Below are 16990 nucleotides of genomic sequence, written 5' to 3' on the forward strand. Positions count from 1 at the left end.
TACCAAAGATTATTTGGTTTCTTTGTGCATTGTGTGCTTTTTGCAGAATCTGCAGTACTTCTTTGTCTCCATTCTCTCAGGATGGTTCTTTTTCTCTTTTGTCATGTTGTAATTACGCTGTTTGCATTCAGTACATGCCAATGTGATTTTTACGCGCACGACTTCCACCTCCACTGTGTATTTGCGTTATCGCTTGTGATCCTTGCGGATCAGCGGCGGTCTCTTCATTTCTGCCCTGTTTTTGCTGCTCGTACTTCAGCAATTTCAGGCATAAAAAAAAGACCTTCTTCCATGTCGCTGGTTTATTGTAGCACAGGAACTGCCTGTTGTCAACAAAATTCACCAAAGTACGCTGAGATTTTTTATCAGGATCGTATCGTTCACCGGTGTCCGGCGAACTGTAACACCCTGTTTGTTCGAGACGATTCCGGACAGGAAATGATTCTGCGCGCAATTTTTCCTGCGCGCAGAACCATTCTCTTATTCTTTCCCTGAAAAAGCCTTACGCATCCGATCTGGAATACGCGTTTTTCATCTGGTTGCTGAGTTCAAAGAGTACCTTGTGCAGTGTTGCACCCGTCTCTTTTTTCAGCATTTCAGCGATTTTGTTGTTTGCTTCTTCTCTCAATTGTGTCTGTTTTGTTTCGTCTGTCTCCCCTGCAAGTAGCGCATCGTATTGGTGGATCAGTGCATGGCCTTTTGCCATCACCTTTTCCTGATACCGCTCAATGTGAAAGATAGAAGACTTATAGGATGCATCTGCCATTGCTGCCACCATGCGGCTTGCCCAGTAGAAGTTATCTGTGGAAACCTCTCCCGTTGTGTTGGAAAGATACTCCGGTGTTGTCGTCACATCGGTGTAGAACGGAACCAGCACATTGAATGTATTTGACGCAAATGCAATCCACTGCAAAATGCCGTTGTCTCCTTTGTGATCCGGGCGCATCTGGATGACAGAAAGGAAATCGGTCCGGTTGACACCGATGGAGCGATATGCTCCCTTCCACGATTTATCGCCGTATGCGGCATACGGGTCGTACGGTGTTCCCTGATAGTGGGAGGACAGTACGTATTTCACATCCTCTACGGTGATCTTCTTCTCCGGAACCATCATCCACGGAATATCGTCGGATACCGGTGTGTAATCGGCATCCGGTCCGTCCCATTTTTTCGTGTGCGGGTTCAGACAGCGCTCCATGAACCAGGCACGCGGTGTATTGTAAACGTGATCGGAATCATCGTGGCTTCCGAAGGCATCGCGCGGATTAAAATTTCCATCCATAGAAAGATCCAGATGATATGTTTCAATAAATTCTTTCAAGTCTGCTGAGCACATATATTCCTTCTGTTCGCCGAGTGCATCCTCCAGATCAAAATGGTCGATGCCAAGCTGGTTCGGCATGGCCACATAATGGTCATCCGGCACTTTCACTGCCATCCAGTGATGGCCGCCGATCGTCTCCAGCCACCAGATCTCATCGTGGTCCTGAAATGCAATGCCGTTCATCTCGTATGTACCGTACTGCTCCAGCAGGCTGCCAAGTCTTTTGACACCTTCTCTGGCGCTTTTAATATAAGGAAGAACAATATAAACGAGGTCCTCCTCGCCGATTCCGCCCGGAACCTCTTCTTTTCCGTCTTCCGCCGGCTGATAAACGACAAGCGGATCAGCACCCAGCACACGCGGATTCGATGTGATTGTCTCGGTCGCAGTCATGCCGACCTGCGCTGCATTCACGCCGCTTGCCGCCCAGACACCCTCGCCTTTTTCTGCGTTTGGCACTGCAGTGTACCGCATCGGATTGTCCGGAAGCTCAATGGTCAGATGAGAAATCTCGGTTTTATAGGTTCTCGGCTGCTCCTCCGGGTGAATCACTACAAATTTTTTCGATGTATAATGGCCTGCACCAGAATCGTCGTTTCGCGCGATCATGGTGGAACCGTCATACGATGCTTTCTTTCCAACTAAAATGGTTGTACAAGGCATAGCTATAGCCCTCCTTTTGCTGTCTTATGCTTCCGATTATGACATCTTCAGCTGCGATTTGCAAGCACCATGTTATCTGTCGTTTTCTTCCTTTTTCACAAAATAAACCGTATCAATTCCTTCTCCCCTGTCATCCTTCAGCCGCCGGACAAGACTATATCCCAGCTTGTCCAGGATATGCTCCTGGGCCCCGTTCGTGGACCAGGTACGGAGAGTAATCCGGCTTCCCGGAAATTTTGCTGCGATATCCTTTTCTGCTTCTGCATACATTACCTCCGAAATTCCCTGTCCGCGGTAATCCGGCCAGACGCAGAGGGTGGTCAGATAGCAGGAATCCGGATATGCTTCCAGATTCTCACAGTTAAAGTGATCCTTCCAGGTCATAAAGGCCCGCACGACTCCCTCTTCCTTCCACAGCACCACATGCTGACTGCAGATATTCTCCAGATATTCTGCAATTCCATCCGTCTTTTCTTCTGTCTCGGCCCAGTTCGTCTGGGATGTACTGTTGCGGTGGGAAAGCGGCGGAACGAAATCCTGATCGCACAGCTCCAGCAGCTGCCGGATTTCCTCTTTCTCTTTTCGATCCTCTATCCCGTCCCTTACAACGACTCTGCTCTCGCAGCACATCCACGGAAGCCGGCATACGAGTGCTACGGCTGCACACATGCCATCTTCTACGCTGGCGGCATCGAGCCATTCTTCTCTGGTATGCGCTCCCCCGCCCCGGCAGAAACCGACGCAGATAGCAGGAATATGCCGCGACAATGGGATATTACAGTCTGTGGATGCTTCAGAGCATACCGCCTCTTCCCCATCGGCTGCCTTCAGCGTTTTCTGTGCGCACCGCGTCATACGTGCCATCTGGACAGGATCGGTTTCTCTTGCGCACGGCCGCTTTCCGACGAGCTTGCAGGAATACTGTACCTCCTCACTCTGGCGTGCTGCTATGGTCTCCTCCAGATATGTTTCGCAGGCTTCCAGGCTCCTGTAATCCTCCGAACGGAATTCAAACAGCATGGAGGCATCCTGCGCAATCGTATTAACAGAGGTTCCTCCCTCTATTTTTCCCACATTGTATGTTGTATGAGATGCTGCATCCGTCTGAAAACGGTAAAGCTCTCCGATCAGGCCCGCAAGCTCTGCAATAGCATTTTTTCTTCCGAAATTCAGGAAGGAATGACCGCCCTTTGTTTTTGCCGAAATCCGATACCGGACAGACCCGATGCAGATGGGATACATTTTATCCCGATACAGATCAAAGGCTGCCATTCCGCACAGATTTTTTTCATAATGGTCGACAAGCGCGCGAACTCCGCACAGATTGCCAAGCCCTTCTTCTCCAAGATCCGCTGCAAAAATCAGACCGCATGGAAGCTCCGGCTCTGTCTCATGAACGTATTTTGCCGCCATCAGAAGCATCACAACATTCACGGTATCGTCTGTGATGCCGGGACAACGCCAGATCATTCCGTCTTCTTTGATCTCCAGCGGCTCCTCCAGCGAAAACACGGTGTCCAGATGCGCCGTATACAGAACCTTCTTTTCCTGTTCCGGCCGATACTCCCAGATTACATTTCCAAGCTCATCCGTATGAACCGACTCCATGCCCTGCTGTTTCATCCATTCCATGCAATATGCGATTCTCTGATCTTCTTTTCCCGTTTCCGTCGGGGTCAGTGTCAGCTCCCGCAGCGTCTGCAGCGCAAGTTCTTTGTTGTTCCGGCAAAAGTTTCGGTATTCCTCTTCTATTTCCCATTTTTTACGCATGAAGTACAATCCTTCCTTCTTTGTATTCCCATTCTGTTCCATATCTCTTGCTCACGCGGGTGAGATATTCTGCAATTTTTTCTGCTGTTTTTTCGTCTGCTACGTACGGAATATTTTTTTCTGCGTTTTCCCTGTCCATACCAAGCTCGACCGGCAGAAGCTCCAAATGTGTGCATTTCCCCTGACAGATCTCGAAATACGGCAGCACACTCCGATAGACCTCCGGAATTTCGTAGAGGGAATGTGAGGACTGCTCCTGCCGCCTGGCGATTCCGATGGATGCTGCCGTGTGAATATTCAGACCATATTTTTCCATGTAGTCCGCAGGCAGAAGGCGTACATACTGATTTTCAAAAATAAAATTTCCGAGGCAATAGAAAATCGGACAGTCATGATACAGTTCGATTCCCTTCAGCTGATGCGTTCCGCCCCCGATCACCGCGCTGGCACCCGCATCGATACAGGCGTGTGCAAATTCCTCCAGAAAATAATCCGCTTCCTCGTCATTGTCCTTACGGATTTCATGGGAATGTACCATAACCAGGACTGCCTCACATGTCATCTTCGCTTCCCGGATTGCATCGACGGTGCGTTTCACATCGATCGGATTCGGGCTGGAGCTTCTTCCCTCTGTTCCGTCCTTGCTGATTTCAAACATTTTCCCGCCAAATTCCATGATACCCTCGGGAAGCGGAGCGATAAATCCCTCCTGCCGGTGCAGATCCCGCAGTCCGTTGATTCCGGTCACCTCTGCAATCTTTGCAAGATCCTGCGCATGTTTCTCCGTAATGGTATATTTTTCCGAAAAGCGCAGCGGATTTAAGCCCGGCCTGCCAGGCTGCCGTTCCGTCTGGCTTCCCGCCCTGGCTGCATTTTCAAAGGTAGAACAGATATCAATCACCGCAATCTGTCCCGCTGTTGTGTCCAGAATAGCAGGACGCGATGCTTCGTAAAGATTTTTGCCTGCTCCGGCATATGCCACATCCTTTTTTTTCAGTTCGCTGATCGTAGATGCAAGTCCTTCGTAGGAATAATCCATCGTATGATTATTCGAAATCCCAAGAAAATTAAAACCGTAACGCAGGGTATCTTCCAGACACTTCGCATCTGCAGTCAGCCATGTTCCGCCGGAATACGCCGATGCGTAACAGCTGCCGTCCGATATCGTTGTTTCCAGATTCGCCATCCGAACCTCTCCCTGCATCAGAAATTCGCGAATCGGCAAAACATCCTGATATCCCGGCAGAAGCCGTTTCATAATCAGAATATCACCCGCCGCCGATACTCTTATTGTTCTGTTCATTCTTTTTTTGCCTCCCGAACGATTCCTGCTCTCTGCTTTTAGAATCGCATCTTTATCCATTCTTATTTTTTCGTAACGGTTCAAAAGTCCCATCCCGGTTTTTCTTTCCTTTTACATGGTTCCAAATCGTTACTTTTTCTCTCTGTATCTGCTGCTTCTTTCTACCAGATCCGCAAAAAGGCGGTTCATCTCCGGCGCTGAGTGGATCAGCCCTTCCGGATGCCACTGTACGGCCACAATCTGTCCGTTGCGGCTTTCTATCGCCTCGATGGTTCCATCCGGCGCCGTTGCTGAAACCACGATGTCCTCTCCCGGCGTACGCACTGCCTGATGATGCATGGAGTTTACCGCATGGGTTCCCGCCCCAAGGATTTCTGCCAGATGGGTTCCCTCTTTAATTTCTACATGGTGATGCAGATACGACCGCTCCAGGGACTGCAGATGCAGAATTGTAGTTTCCTTCTGTGTATAGATATCCTGGTACAGATCACCGCCGCACAGGACATTTAAAAACTGAATTCCTTTGCAGATGCCAAGCATAGGCATTCCCATCTCTTTTGCTGCCCGTCCAAGTGCAAACCATGCCTCGTCGATCTCCGGGCGGATGGTCTGGATCTGCGGTTTTGGCTCTTCCCCATAATACCACGGATTTAAGTCCTCTCCGCCGGGAACCAGAATTCCGTCGCACACAGCAAGTATGCCTTCCGGATCCGCTTTCATGGCAACTGCCGGAATTGCCATAGGAATTCCGCCGTTGTTCAGAACTGATTCGATATAATCGCTGTTGACATACATTCTCTCCGCACTTGAAAAAAGTCCCGGCTGTGTTTTATACGTATTTCCCAAGATTCCAATGATCGGTTTTCTCACTTGTAAACTCTCCTTTTTTACCAGATATGCCGAAAACGGCTTCACCTTTCCTGTGAACCCGCTTCCGGCATGCTTTTTCTTTCGTTATCGAATATTTTACAGTACATCCTGATGGCAGATATGACGGATCTTTTCCTCATCTAAAGCACGAATGACATTGGCTGCCATTGCGCTTGCTGCCTCCAGGTCTTCTTTTGCGCAGAAATTGTAATGGCTGTGCGCATAGCGGGATGGAACACCAAGCACCAGACACGGAACTGCTTTTCCTGTCACGCTGATTTTTGCTGCGTTTGTGCTTCCGCCTCTTCTTACGCTCTCTTGGTATTTAATTCCGCATTTTTCTGCTACTTCCTCGGCCAGTGAAATAAACTGCGTATTGGAAATATAGCTGTTGTCCAGGATACGAATCTGAACACCCTTCTTCATGCAGCCCTGTGCCTGTCCTGCGCTGATGAAAAAGTCATCGGAAGGAGATCCCTCAAATACAATGGCAAGGTCCGGTTTTACAATCTGACTTGTTACCACAGCACCTCGGGTTCCGACCTCCTCCTGCGCTGCAAAGGCGCCGACAACATTAACCGCAAGAGAAGCCTGCTCCTTTTCCAGCTGTTTCATCGTATCTACGATGCATGCGCAGCCGGCCCGGTTGTCAAATGCTTTTCCGAAGCAGATCTCATGCTCTGCATCGTATTCAAAGGTTACATCCGGCATCATCGGATCACCGATATGGATTCCGAAAACATTTTCAACCTCCTCGCGGCTGGTTGCTCCGACATCCACATACATTTTTTCAATTTCCAGAGTCTGACTGTTGCGTTCCGCTGTTGTCATGAAATGAACCGGTTTTGCGCAGATAATACCATGTACCATTTTTCCGGATCTGGTGCGGATCCATACCGTATGTGCCGGAAGGCTGGTCAGATGAAAGCCGCCAAGCATGATAATGCCAAGGCATCCGTTGTCCTGGATATTCTGTACCATGAAACCGCATGCGTCCAGATGGGCATCCAGCTGGATGACCGGACGGGAATCCTGCTTTGTTCCCGGCATCCGCACATACAGGTTATTCATTGCGTCATTTTCTACATCAAATTCTTTGCAGTAATCTGCTATGGTACGGATGACATCCTCCTCAAATCCACTTGGTCCAAATGCATCGGAAAGCTTACCAAACATTTCTATATCCATTGTTTTATCCTCTTTTCTTTGGGTTTCTATCAGATTTATATTCTTAATATACAACAAAGCAGTGTGCTGTGACAATATCCGTCCAGCGATCTGTCTCCAGCTTATTTGTGAAGGTATCTACCTTCTGCATTCCCGGATAAAACGACATCGTGTACGCTTTTTTCCAGTCTTTATAGGTTACCTCATATGTAAAGTGCTCCGGAAGAGCCACCTGACACTCTTTTTTCTGTCCGGCAACTGCCTTTTTTACCCCTTCCCGGATTTCGGAGATCACTTTTCCTTTCGCCTTGCACCACGTTGCCGCACCGACACCATGCTTCGTTTCCACTGTCGTAATGCCCGGAATCAGTTCTTTGGCCTGACGGCAGATCTCTTCATCTCCGGAAAGAAACAGCACCGGTACGTGATGTGATGCTGCTGTATAGCTGTTCAGCATGCACTCACTCATCACTTTTCCATTCAGATGAATATACAGGCTGTTTCCTGTCGATGTGTGGCTGATCGAAAAATTGGGATCTCCTGCCGGTGCATGGTATCCAAGATACAGTACGCCGTCATAGCTGTCGTCGATACCATACATCATATTATACGGATGACCACTCTTTCCCCGGATCAGGGTGACATACTCCGGCATTTTCAGCGGGTCAATGTTGGATGCATCTCCGTGACCGTCCTTTACGACAATCTCATCCGCGCCCGCTTCATGTGCTGCTTCGCATGCCGCAACGACCTCTTCGGTCATCTCCTCTGCAAATCTCTGGTATACGCTTTCCTTCTTATGCGTTTCATCGGTCAGTGCCACCCCGGCACATCCTTCGATGTCTGCACTGATAAAAAGCTTCATTTCTGCTGTTCCCTTCTTTCTTTATCATAAAGATGACAATATACGTAATGTCCGTCATCCACTTCATACCGCTCCGGCGCCTGTGTTTTACAGCATTCCATGCATTTTGGACATCTGGTGTGGAATTTGCAGCCTGTCGGCGGCTTGTGGGCGGATGGGATGCTTCCCTCAAGCAGAATTCTTTCTCTTTTTGCCGTCGGATCCGGAACCGGAACTGCGGAAAGCAGTGCCTGCGTATACGGATGCATCGGATTGCTGTAAATTTTCTCTTTTTCTCCGACCTCCACGAAATTGCCGAGATACATAACGCCGACACGGTCACTGATGTATTCCACAACGCTCAGGTCATGTGCAACAAAAATATAGGTCAGATCCAGGTCATGCTTCAGTTCATTTAAAAGATTCAGAACCTGCGCCTGAATAGACACATCCAGTGCCGAAACCGGTTCGTCTGCGATGATCAGAGACGGTTCTACCGCAAGTGCACGGGCAATTCCGATTCTCTGACGCTGACCGCCGGAAAATTCATGTGGATAACGGTTTGCATGGTAGTCATCCAGTCCTACCCGGTGCAAAAGATCCAGCACTTTCTTTTCCAGATCCGCTTTATCCTGATACAGATGATGCACCAGCAGCGGCTCTGCAATGATGTCAAAAACGGACATCCGTGGATTCAGGGACGCATACGGATCCTGAAAAACCATCTGTACCTTTTTCCGGATGGAACGCATTCTCCGGTCATTGTACTCTGTAATATCTTCTCCATCCAGATACACATGGCCCGATGTCAGATTTTCCAGTTTGCAGACGCCTCTTCCCAGCGTGGATTTTCCGCAGCCGGACTCGCCTACAATTCCGAATACCTCTCCTTTTTTCACCTCAAAGGTAACTCCGTCTACCGCTTTGACGAATTCCTTTTTCCCAAATCCGCTTCCGGCAACCGGATAATAAATTTTCAAATCCTCTACTCTAAGTAATGTATCTGACATCCTAGTCACCTGCCTTCTCTACGTGATCTGTTTTGAGCTGTCCGCTTTCGCAGAGCCAGCATCTGCTGATATGGCCTTCTTCGATCTGGAAAAATCCCGGTTCTTCCTCGCGGCATTTTTCCGAAGCGTATGGACATCGCGGCTCAAATTTGCAGCCTTTCGGCATATATTTCGGGTTTGGAACGTTACCCGGAATCGACTTCAGTTCTTTTCCGGCGTCTCCCAGTCTCGGAATCGATCCCAGCAGTCCCTTCGTATACGGGTGGGACGGATTGGCGAAAATTGTTTTTACATCTCCGCGCTCTACCACGCGGCCGCAGTACATAACGGCAACATCATCGCAGACCTCTGCGACAACACCAAGATCATGTGTAATAAACAGGATCGATGTACCTGTCTCTTTTTTCAGCTGATTCATCAGATCCAGTATCTGTGCCTGAATCGTTACATCCAATGCAGTCGTCGGCTCATCCGCAATCAGGATTTCCGGCTTGCATACAAGTGCCATGGCAATCATGACCCTCTGTCTCTGGCCGCCGGAAAGCTGGAACGGATACTCCTTCATCATATGCTCCACACGCGGAACACCGGTTTTCCGGAGCATGTCCTCTGCCTTTTTCAGTGCCTCTTTTTTTGATATTTTTTCGTGCTGCAGAACGCATTCTGCCACCTGGTCTCCAATCTTCATGACCGGGTTCAGACTGGTCATCGGTTCCTGGAAAATCATGGAAATCTTGCTTCCGCGCAGCTTTCTCTGCTGTTCCTTCGTCAGCTTTACAATGTCATCGCCATCCAGCAGGATTTCGCCATCAGCAATTTTTCCTTTCGTTCCGGTCAGTAATCCCATCACAGAGAGGGATGTCACGCTCTTTCCACTTCCCGACTCACCTACGATGCCAAGCGTTGCGCCGCGTCGAAGCTCCACATCGACACCGTCTACTGCTTTGATCACGCCGCCATCGGTATAGAAATACGTATGTAAATTTTTTATCTCAAGTACGTTATCAGTAGCCACTTCTGCTCCTCCTTATCAATCGGAAAGTTTCGGATCGAGTGCATCGCGAAGTCCGTCGCCTAACAGGTTAAAGCTCAGTACGGTAAGGAAAATCGCAAGACCCGGGAAAATCGTCACATACATTGCACTTGCCATATAGTTTCTTCCGTTGGAAAGAAGCAGTCCCCATTCCGGTGTCGGCGGCTGTGCGCCCATTCCCAGGAAGGAAAGGCTCGATGCTGTCAGAATGGAAGATCCAAACGACATGGAATACTGTACAATGATGTCCGGAATGGCTCCCGGCAGAATATGGTGAAACAGAATTCTTGCATCGGAAACACCGATGTTCCGTGCCGCCAGGACAAAGACGGAATTTTTCAGGCTCAGCGTTTTGCTTCGGACAAGTCGTGCGAAGGTCGGTGTAGAAAAGACAGCGACCGCAATCACAACGTTTGTCATGCCGCTTCCGAGGATTGCCACGATGGCGATTGCAAGAATCAGTCCCGGAAAAGCGAACAGGACATCGCAGATTCTCATAATAATAGAATCAATCCATCCGCCGTAATATCCGGCCAGAAGTCCGAGAATGGTACCACAGACTGCACCGACCGTAACAGCGCCGAATCCGACTGCAAGTGAAATCCGGGTTCCACAGACGATACGGGAAAACAGATCCCGTCCAAACTCATCCGTTCCAAACAGGTGCTTCATACTTGGTCCCTGCAGAATCGCATTGTAATCATACTCATTGATTCCGTACGGCACAATTTTGCTTCCGAAAAACGCAAGGAAAATGAGAAAAATGATAAAACAAAGCGCAACTACTGCATTTTTCTGTTTTTTAAATTTTCGAACCATCTCAGAAAACGGAGTTTTAATTCTCTCCTGGTTCTCGGTCTGTACTTTTTTCTTTTCTTTCATTCCACTCATCTCCTACTGAAGTTTAATTTCCGGATTCAGAACCGCATAGAGGATATCGACAATCAGGTTGATGACGATAAACTGCAGCGAAAAGATCAGAATCAGGGACTGGATTGCCGGATAATCTCTGTAATTGACCGATTCAATCAGAAGGGAGCCAAGGCCAGGATAGGCAAATACCGTTTCTGTGACAACAGAACCTCCCAGCAGAAAGCCGAACTGCAGACCCACAACCGTCACGACGGAGATCATGGAGTTGCGGAAAACATGCTTCCAGATCACAACCTTTTCTTTGATTCCTTTTGCTCTTGCTGTTCTGACGTAATCTTCTTTTAAAACCTCAATAATGGAGGATCTTGTAAATCGTGCGATCACGGCTGCAATTCCGACGCCGAGCGTGATCGACGGCATAATCAGACTTTTCAGGCTTGTTCCGCTTGTTGTCGGCAGAATTCGCAGTTTTACCGCAAACAGCATAATCAGCAGAAAGCCGATCCAGAACGAGGGGAGCGAAATACCTGAGACCGCAATCGTCATTCCGGTATAATCCTGCCATTTTCCCCGGTGTGTTCCGGACCACACACCAAAGAGCACACCAACAACCGAGCTCCACAGCAATGTGACAAATGCCAGACGAACGGTATTTCCGAATCTTCCCGCAACCTCCTTTGTAACCGGCTGCTTTGTGCGAAGGGAGGTTCCGAGATTTCCTTTTAAAAGTCCTGTCACATAGGTAACATACTGTGTCGGAATGGATTTATTGAGGCCAAGCTCTTCTCTTACTGCCTCTACGTCATCCTGTGTTGCCTGCTCTCCTGCAACGAGTCTCGCCGGATCTCCCGGAATCAGGCGGACAAAGAAAAATACAAATGTAACAACAATAATCAGTGTGGGGATCGTACCCACAATACGCTTCAGTATATATTTTGGCATATTGTATCTCCTACTTTCATGCTTATCCTACAGGTACAATCCCACGGATCACTGCCTGCTTTCCTGTTTGTAAGAAACCGACGCCCTCTTTTGACGGAAGGACGCCGGGGTCTTTTTCATATCCTTGTTTCAGTCTGCCGTTATTCGGCTGCCATTCTGGCATTTCTCATGCCGATGCTTCCATCGCCTAACAGATATACTCCGGTAATGTTGTTGCTGGTTGCCCAGATGTTTTTATCGCTTGCGATGCAGAGCAGCGGGAGATCCTTCCATACGATATCCTGTACTTCTCCATAGATCTCACCACGTTTGTCTTCATCTGCAGTTGCAAGACCGTCTTTGAGAAGCTGATCTACTTTTTCATTCTCATAGTAGCTGATATTGAAGCTCATCGGCGGCTCAGACTCGGTTGCCAGCAGCGGGCGAAGTCCCCAGTCAGCATCACCGGTGGAAGTAGACCATCCGCTTAAGTAGCAGTCAACCTCGGCATCTGCTCCTGCGCAGTCAGCTCCCTGAACCTTTTCATTCAGAACGGCATTTTCCATTCCGTTCAATTCCAGATCAATACCAACCTCAGAAAGCTGCTGTTTGTAGAACTCTGCTTTTTTCTGATTTGCTGTCGTGTTGCTGTACATCAGTGTTGTGGTAAATCCATCCGGATATCCTGCTTCCTTTAACAGCTCTTTTGCTTTTTCCGGATCGTAGGAATACGGATCATTTCCTTTGTAGTGCTGTACTTCTTCTCCTACCATAGAAGTTGCCACAGAACCGTAACCGTTCATAACGACCTGGATATATGCCTCTTTGTTGATTGCATAAGCCATTGCCTCACGAACCTTAACATCGTTGAACGGTGCTTTCTGTGTATTCATGAAGAAGTACCATACGGCGATGCTGTCGCCCATTCCAACGAATACGTTGCTGTCACCTTTTAAGGTGTCAACGCTTTCGGTCGGTACAGACCACATAATCTGTGCGTCACCTGCCTGAATTGCAGATACACGGGTAGCACTTTCTGCAACCGGTTTGAATGTGATGCTCTTAAATCCTGCATCTGCATCTGCCAGAGCAGTTCCGCCGCAGACGTCTGCGTCATATCCCCACCAGTCTTTGTTCAGCTCTACCTTCATATGGTCACCGGCAACCCACTCAACAAATTTGTACTGGCCGGTTCCTACCGGTGCCTGTGCACAGGCATCTTCTCCTGCTTCAATCTGTTTCGGGCTCATGATCAGCGTAGCCGGATGTGCCAGGTTGCTGATGAAAGCACCGAATGACTGTGATAAATAAATTTTAACGGTATAATCATCTATCTTCTCTGCATGATCCAGAACATTGCAGAGGAATGTAGTACGTTTCAGTCCAAGGCTCTTGTCTGCCCATTTATTTACGTTTGCAATCAGGGCATCTGCATTCCACGGAGTTCCATCGGTAAAGCTTACGCCCTCACGAAGATGGATCGTATACTCGGTTGCTTCATCGTTTGCTTCGTAGCTGGTTGCCAGCATCGGAATGATCTGCATATTCTCATCAAATCCAAACAGACCGTCCATCATCATTCGCTGTACACCACCGGAAAGTGTATCGGAAGTATCCATCGGATCCATGGTGGTAAAATCTACACCTACCATTGCCGTAACATCTGAATCCTGGGATACCGACTCGCCTGCCGGGATCGTGATGGTATTCTCCGTATCTGCTTCCGAACCGGATGAGGTCGATGCAGCAGATGCTGTTGATGTGCTCTTACTTGTGTCAGAAGAGCCTGTCGATCCGCATGCTGTCAATGCCAGTGCTGTTGCTGCTGCAACCAGAGCGCGCATTACATGTCTTTTTTTCATTGTTGTCTCCTCCTTTTCTGCAAATGCTGCTGTTTTTCTTTGTTCTTTTTTTCACAGATAACAAAACCATGATATAAAAAAGAGCAAAGATGCCTTACTTTTTTTTACAGCCCCTTTGCTTAATCGGTATTATAGATGTAATGCGTCACTATGTCAAAGCATTCTTCCTGATTTTTTCTTTTCTTTTTTGTCTTTTTGCATTTAGGTTGTTTATTTTCGTCAAAAATGATATAATTATCCTAATTTTTAACCCATTACCACTTTTTAGCAGGAAAAGAGGTCCCTTTATGAACAGAACACAAAAGCTTGGCAACGTATTGATCATTTCTTCCCGGAAACGAATGCTTTCCGAATTTCAGTCTTATCTTCACTCCGTGCTCGGTGAATATCTCACCTTTAATACCCTTTTAAGAGAGCAGGCCACAGACCCCTCTCTCTTCCGGGGATACCAGTGCGTCCTTTTTCCAACCGTCCGCGCCATGGAAACCTTTCCGCTTACCCTTGGCTCCTCCATTTTGCAGCTCCCCTGCGACCGTGTTTTCAACCATATGTTCCTGGATAAAATCATTCAGATTCCGCCGCACGAACGTGTCTATCTGGTAAACGATGATAAATATTCCACGCTCGCTATCATTTCCCAGCTTGAGGAATGCGGCATCACCCAATATGACTTTGTTCCGTTTTATCCCGGATGCAAGGATACCGAGTCTGACATTCAGTTTGCCATCACCGCCGGCGAGCCGCAGCTCGTTCCTTCCCGCATTCCCAATGTGCTGGATATCGGCAACCGCATCATCGATATTTCCACTATTTTACAGCTCTGCGAATATTTCAACATTCCTCTGCAGACCGTAAACCGTGTATCGCGCAATTATGTCAACCAGATTCTTCACACCGTCAAGACCTCAGAAACTTACTATACAAATTATGTACAGACCGAACAGCTCATGCAGGTGATCCTGTTCTCTCTTCCCATTGGCATCTGTCTGTTTGGTGCGGATGGCCGCATTCAGTTCATGAACGCTAAATTTGCACATGCCTTCTCGCTTCCCTCCTCCAACTTTGAAGGACAGCCTTTTTCGGAATGTCTTCCGCCTGCCTACGCGGACACTGCTTTCGACCGCAACGGTGACTGGACCATTCTCCTTTCGGATCAGAAAACACAGATCACGTTAAGCGTTCTCTCTATGGTTTTTCCGGATACAGAGCCTGTTTTTCTTGCGTTTCTTCCCGAGAGCAGATCCACGGAAATGTCGGTACCGAAAGACGAAAAAACGGAAGAAAGCACTTTTTTCGCTTCCTCCCGTACCTTTTCCCTTTCCCTGTCCCACGCAGATTCCGTCCAGAATCTGATGGCGCAGGCCAGACATCTTGCACTTTTTGATTTTCCGATTCTGATCCAGGGAGAAAGCGGTACACAGCGCAGGACACTCGCACGTGCGATCCACAATTTTTCGCGCCGCCATCATTATCCGTTTTCCGTTCTTCATTCTCCGGGAAATGATCTGACCGAAGCCTCCCTGCTCCGGCTTCTTGCCGAAACCAACCATGGCACACTCGTTCTTTCCCAGGTGGACCGTTTTCCGCTTTCCATTCAGGATCTGCTGGTCAATGTTCTTACCAATGTTCATGGTAACTTCTTTTCCGCACCGGAAACCCGCCGTTTCGATGTGCGGATCATTGCTATTGCGGATGATAACCTTTACAAAAAAGTAGAAAAAGGAACCTTCCTGCGGGAACTTTTTCACCTTTTAAGTGCTTCAGAGCTTCAGACAGTCCCGCTCCGCAGACGCAGGGAGGATATTCCCGATCTTCTCAATTACTTTCTGCTTCAGTTTTTCCACAACACCGATATGACCTGCGACCGGATCTTTTCGGAAGGGCTTCTGCGCTTTCTGAAGGAATATGCGTACCCCGGAAATATTCATGAGCTGTACAATCTGTCCTGCAGCCTGTTTACCCGGTACAGCAGCCATAAGCTGCAGCTTTCCGATCTGCCAACGTACCTCCGCTCCCGCCAGATGGCTGACGTTTCCCTCACCGACCTTCAATATCAGGTTCTTTCTTTCGTATCGACGCATCCGAAAGCAGGCCGCCTGGCAATCAAAAACGGACTGGCCGACGGAGAAACCTTTGTATCCGAAGCGGCTCTGCGCACCGTACTCGGAGAGCTTTCTTCCGCCGGTTATCTCATCGTGCACCGGACAAAAGGCGGATGTGAAATTTCCGAGCTGGGGCGTATGGTTCTGGAAAAATAATTTATTTCAGAAATCCCGGTATTTCCAGAAATTCTGCAAGGCTGCGGTATCTGGCTCCGTCCAGGCCTCTTTTTTCCTTTGCGGTTACCATAGAGTTCAGGATCGCTTCCTCCACAGCCTCTGCCGCTGCTTCAAATGCCTCGTTGATTTTTTCTTCTTTTATCCGGGCACACACTTCCACCTCACATGTACTCTTTGTGTCTACGCGGTTTGCTGTTGTAAATCCGATCATGATTTCACCGCTTCCATGGCCGGTATAGGCTCCTGTTCTGGCGATTCCGACTCCACAGCGGCGGATAATCCGGTACAGCTGCCGCTCCGATACCGGAAGATCTGTTGCCAGAACCGTCATAATCGATCCCCGGTCTTCGGCGCTGCTTCCACATTCTTCCTTCCGGATCCGCTCCAGAATCTTCTCTCCTGCCGGTTTTCCACTGATTTTCAAATCTCTGGTTGCCCCGAAATTTGACTGTACCAGAACACCAATGGTATATGTTTTTCCGTCAAGCACCAGCGTGCGGGATGCTGATCCGATTCCCCCTTTCAGCCCATAGCAGATAGTTCCTGTTCCGGCACCGATATCACCTTCCGCAAAGTCTGTATCCGCCTGCTCCAGTGCATGATACAGCTCTTTTTCCCCCACTACCCGGTTACAAATCTCATTGATTCTCGAATCATTACATTCTCCGACAACCGGATTGATGGAAAAAACACCTTCCCCTTCTTTTCGGGTCTGCTGTATCATCCATGAAATCATGGCATCCGCCACTTTTCCGACATTCAGTGTATTGGTCAGGGCAATGGGCGTTTCAAGAGTTCCGAGCTCCTGTACCTGCACAAGACCGCACGTTTTCCCGAAACCATTATGCACATAGGCAGACGCCAGGTACTTTTTCAGAAACGGATTGCCTTCTCCCGGCACAATCACCGTCACTCCGGTATGCTGATTTCCACTTTCCACCGTCGCATGGCCTACCCGCACACCGGGCACATCCGTAATTTTGTTTCGCGGTCCGTTTTCATGATGTCCGATCCGATATCCGTAATCGCTGATTCTCTTCTGTCTCATCCTGTTTCCTCCTCTTTTTCTGA

Annotated in this window: 14 protein-coding genes; 1 reads left to right on the top strand and 13 read right to left on the bottom strand. The window is 48.5% G+C overall.

Annotated features, from left to right (window positions below; translation table 11 throughout):
- Positions 1 to 9 precede the first annotated feature (9 nt).
- The 12 genes from rpmG to DWX00_RS11655 all read right to left on the bottom strand — a co-directional run bounded on the left by rpmG (position 10) and on the right by DWX00_RS11655 (position 13640).
- The gene (rpmG, locus tag DWX00_RS11600; protein ID WP_055219257.1) at positions 10 to 159 is read right to left on the bottom strand and encodes a 50S ribosomal protein L33; all 150 of its coding nucleotides are present in this window, start codon (positions 157 to 159) and stop codon (positions 10 to 12) included.
- A gap of 343 nt (positions 160 to 502) precedes the next feature.
- A complete protein-coding gene (locus DWX00_RS11605; protein ID WP_118595268.1) occupies positions 503 to 1987 on the bottom strand; it encodes a C69 family dipeptidase in 1485 nt (494 codons plus the stop codon).
- Between the two features lie 72 nt (positions 1988 to 2059).
- Entirely contained in the window at positions 2060 to 3757 is a 1698-nt protein-coding gene (locus tag DWX00_RS11610; RefSeq protein WP_158554999.1) for a M20/M25/M40 family metallo-hydrolase, read from the bottom strand.
- On the bottom strand, positions 3750 to 5060 hold the full coding sequence (locus DWX00_RS11615) for a CapA family protein (protein WP_119188878.1): 1311 nt from the start codon (positions 5058 to 5060) through the stop codon (positions 3750 to 3752). Before DWX00_RS11615 ends, DWX00_RS11610 begins: the two co-directional genes overlap by 8 nt.
- A 129-nt stretch (positions 5061 to 5189) precedes the next feature.
- Complete coding sequence (locus DWX00_RS11620; protein WP_055219249.1) at positions 5190 to 5930, bottom strand: gamma-glutamyl-gamma-aminobutyrate hydrolase family protein; 741 nt, start codon at positions 5928 to 5930, stop codon at positions 5190 to 5192.
- 96 nt (positions 5931 to 6026) lie between these two features.
- On the bottom strand, positions 6027 to 7118 hold the full coding sequence (locus DWX00_RS11625) for a M42 family metallopeptidase (protein ID WP_118595269.1): 1092 nt from the start codon (positions 7116 to 7118) through the stop codon (positions 6027 to 6029).
- 43 nt (positions 7119 to 7161) lie between these two features.
- Entirely contained in the window at positions 7162 to 7962 is an 801-nt protein-coding gene (locus DWX00_RS11630; RefSeq protein WP_118595270.1) for a M55 family metallopeptidase, read from the bottom strand.
- The gene (locus DWX00_RS11635) at positions 7959 to 8951 is read right to left on the bottom strand and encodes an ABC transporter ATP-binding protein (RefSeq protein WP_055219243.1); all 993 of its coding nucleotides are present in this window, start codon (positions 8949 to 8951) and stop codon (positions 7959 to 7961) included. The genes DWX00_RS11630 and DWX00_RS11635 overlap by 4 nt, the downstream gene beginning before the upstream one ends.
- Position 8952: 1 nt before the next feature.
- Positions 8953 to 9966 carry an ABC transporter ATP-binding protein gene (locus tag DWX00_RS11640; RefSeq protein WP_055219240.1) on the bottom strand — a complete coding sequence of 338 codons (1014 nt, stop codon included), beginning with the start codon at positions 9964 to 9966 and terminating at the stop codon, positions 8953 to 8955.
- A gap of 15 nt (positions 9967 to 9981) precedes the next feature.
- A complete protein-coding gene (locus DWX00_RS11645) occupies positions 9982 to 10866 on the bottom strand; it encodes an ABC transporter permease subunit (protein WP_055265632.1) in 885 nt (294 codons plus the stop codon).
- 12 nt (positions 10867 to 10878) lie between these two features.
- Complete coding sequence (locus tag DWX00_RS11650; RefSeq protein ID WP_055219236.1) at positions 10879 to 11799, bottom strand: ABC transporter permease; 921 nt, start codon at positions 11797 to 11799, stop codon at positions 10879 to 10881.
- A gap of 140 nt (positions 11800 to 11939) precedes the next feature.
- Positions 11940 to 13640, bottom strand: a complete 1701-nt coding sequence (locus tag DWX00_RS11655) for a glutathione ABC transporter substrate-binding protein (protein WP_118595271.1) — start codon at positions 13638 to 13640, stop codon at positions 11940 to 11942.
- Positions 13641 to 13927: 287 nt separating this feature from the next.
- Here DWX00_RS11655 and DWX00_RS11660 point away from each other — a divergent pair, with 287 nt between their 5' ends.
- On the top strand, positions 13928 to 15898 hold the full coding sequence (locus DWX00_RS11660; RefSeq protein ID WP_158578813.1) for a sigma 54-interacting transcriptional regulator: 1971 nt from the start codon (positions 13928 to 13930) through the stop codon (positions 15896 to 15898).
- A gap of 1 nt (position 15899) precedes the next feature.
- Here the strand turns inward: DWX00_RS11660 and DWX00_RS11665 are convergent, their stop codons facing one another.
- A complete protein-coding gene (locus DWX00_RS11665) occupies positions 15900 to 16967 on the bottom strand; it encodes a P1 family peptidase (protein ID WP_118595273.1) in 1068 nt (355 codons plus the stop codon).
- Positions 16968 to 16990 lie beyond the last annotated feature (23 nt).

This window comes from Blautia sp. AF17-9LB (assembly GCF_003479185.1).
Taxonomy (GTDB): domain Bacteria; phylum Bacillota; class Clostridia; order Lachnospirales; family Lachnospiraceae; genus Fusicatenibacter; species Fusicatenibacter saccharivorans.